Below are 2,667 nucleotides of genomic sequence, written 5' to 3'. Positions count from 1 at the left end.
GATGCCCATCAATATCCCATAACAACCCTTCTCGCTGTCGATGGTGCACATCACTTTTGTCCTGCGGCGCACTTCATGAATGACACGCTCAATGAGATTCGTGTACACATTCCGGTGAAACCTGCCACCCATTCCGGAGCAAAGTTTACCACTTTTAAAAAATCTTCACTGTCTCAAACTGTTATTTCTTAGGTGGCAGGTTTCGTCCAGAATTATTTTTTTTCACCCGCATTGTGTCTCCTTTTAGTTCAATTTTTTCCGCATTATGAATGAACCGGTCACAGATTGCATCCGCGATGGTTTTATCACCTATAATATCAAACCATACTGAAACCGGTATTTGAGATGCTATGATTGTGGATTTATTTCCATAGCGGTCTTCCAGAAGTTCCAGGAGCATAAGCCTGCTATCAGCGTCAAAGGGTTTCAGGCCGAAATCATCAAGGATCAGGAGGTCCTGCTTTTGAAGCTGAGTCATTTCCTTGAAATATGAACCGTCAGCTTTTGCGTATTTCAGGTGAGAAAAAAGTTTCATGCAATTCAGATACCGTACTTTGTATCTGTTCATGCAGGCCCGATGCCCCAGGGCGCAGGCGAGAAAACTTTTTCCGGTGCCTGTTGCTCCGGTTATGAGGATGTTGTCCCCCTTTGTAATCCAGTCGCATCTGCCCAGGGAAAGGATACTATTCTTATCAAGATTTCTGGCCTTTGCATATTCAATTTCTTCGATACAGGCTTTGTACCTGAACCCGGCCCCGGCCTGCAGCCGGGAAATCTTGCGGTTGTAGCGGTCATCCCACTCCGCATCAATAAGATGAGCCACCAGTTCATCGTGGGAGAGCGATGCGGCATTCTTGCTTGACCTGAGCTCTTCGAACATGCGATGCATGCCATGAAGCCGTAACTCCTTCATCTTTGTTATGGTCTCTGACGTATTCATGTATTTCTCCTAATGATAGTATTCCGGTCCCCGAATGTTTTCATGATGGAACATCTCAAGCTGTCTCTCTGATGCACACTCATCGTCCATATCTTCCAGACCGTTTTTTAATATATTCGTAATCACCTTTAGTGAAAGCGAATCAAGATAGAGCGCCCGTTTGCAGGCCTTGTTCAGACGGTCTTTGCCGTATTCCCTGGCAAGATTGAGTATCCCCAGGCAGACCTTGTATCCCTGTTCAGGATGACCTTTGGATGATAAAATCCCTTCAATAACTTCAGTCGCCTGTTCACCAATATTGTGCGCCCAGCCAATAAACTTCTCGGCGCTCCAGTCATTCATGAAGGCATGTCCGGGAGGCATGTGGTCTTTGTTGGTTGAGTATGAAAATTTCTTAAACACACGCTTATGCAGGGCTATACGGCTGTTGTTCAGGTATATTTCGACCATACTGGAGGTATATCGCACCTCAACGTGCTTGCCGCGGTGCTGATAGGGTACGCTGTAGTAATGCTTGTCTTCGGTAAGATAGAGATGGTAATTGAACTGTACTTTGCAGCGGGCAAAGTGACGAATGGTATACTCCTCTACCGGGAGTGGCATGAGAGTGTCTTTTTCTATTTCATTAAACAACTCCCATCTGCTTACACCATAATCCTTAAGAGGCCGGTTGTTTAATACTTCAAGCTGTTCTCTGATTGCCCGGTTCAACTCTTCAAGACTATGAAAAACCCGGTTTCTCAGGGGCGCGCATATCCGCTGATAAACAATGCGCACGGAAACCTCAACCTGCGCCTTGTCTTTTGGCTTGTATGGCCGTGCCGCAAGTATGGTTGTTTCATAATGGTTTGCGAAGTCCTGATATTCTGGATTGATATCCGGTTCATACCGGTGGGCTTTGGTGACCGCTGTCTTAAGGCAGTCTGGCACAATGGCCCGGGGCACTCCGCCAATATATGTCAGCGCGTTGATCTGGGCCCGTATAAAGTCGTGCTTCTGCTGGGTCCATACCGCCTCGGCATAGATCAATTTGCTCGCTCCCAGAGCAGCTACGAATATCTCGGCTGTTCGTATCTCTCCAGTCCGTGGGTCTACGACCTCCATCTTCTTGCCTGTGTAATCAACATACAGCTTGTCTCCTGCCTTGTGTTCTATTCTCATGTATAGTTCCCGGCTGTCCTGCCACTTTTGAAAGTGATAACAAAATTGTGAATAGCTGTATCCGCCGGGTTTCTCAATCCGGTACTCTTCCCATAGCAATTGGCGAGTGACTCCCACTCTGGTTAATTCCTTAACGTAATGAATAAATTTATCACGCAGCTCGGTCAGCCTGGGGTCTTCTGGTTGTTTACCGGTAAAACAGGCGGTGAGCTCTTCATCTGTCATTGCCTGTGCTTTTTCGTAGGTTATGGCATGGGCCTGACATCGCTCTAAATATGATGTTAAAACAGGCCGAGATATTGACAGCGCCTGGGCTGTCTTTCTCAGGCTTAAACCGCATTCATAATGCAGCCGTAATGCTTCTCGTATTCGCTTCAAGGGTGTTCTCCTCTGGGCCATTTTCTTTCTCCACAGTTAATTTTCTGTGGCGATTATGTGGTCGCTATTGGTTTTGAGAAGATTTTTAAGTGGCAGGTTTGCTCCGGAACGAGTGGCAGGTTTGGACCGGAATAGGTGGCAGCTTTAAAACGGAATCAGTGGCAGGTTTGAGCCGGAATATGTATTAT

General features: G+C 46.7%; 3 protein-coding genes. 1 reads left to right on the top strand and 2 read right to left on the bottom strand.

Translation table 11 applies throughout. The features are described 5' to 3' along the window. Window positions 1–192: hypothetical protein (locus KKE07_05150; protein MBU4270229.1), on the top strand; the 192-nt coding region annotated here is incomplete at its 5' end. Here the strand turns inward: KKE07_05150 and istB are convergent. Continuing rightward, on the bottom strand, window positions 182–940 hold the full coding sequence (istB, locus tag KKE07_05145) for an IS21-like element helper ATPase IstB (protein ID MBU4270228.1): 759 nt from the start codon (window positions 938–940) through the stop codon (window positions 182–184). The genes KKE07_05150 and istB overlap by 11 nt on opposite strands. Before the next feature lie 9 nt (window positions 941–949). Continuing rightward, window positions 950–2,479 carry an IS21 family transposase gene (istA, locus tag KKE07_05140; GenBank protein ID MBU4270227.1) on the bottom strand — a complete coding sequence of 510 codons (1,530 nt, stop codon included), beginning with the start codon at window positions 2,477–2,479 and terminating at the stop codon, window positions 950–952. Window positions 2,480–2,667: the final 188 nt, after the last annotated feature.

The sequence above is a fragment of the Candidatus Dependentiae bacterium genome, assembly GCA_018897535.1.
Classification (GTDB): Bacteria; Babelota; Babeliae; order Babelales; family UASB340; genus UASB340.
This window is presented reverse-complemented; position numbering and strand designations above follow the sequence as displayed.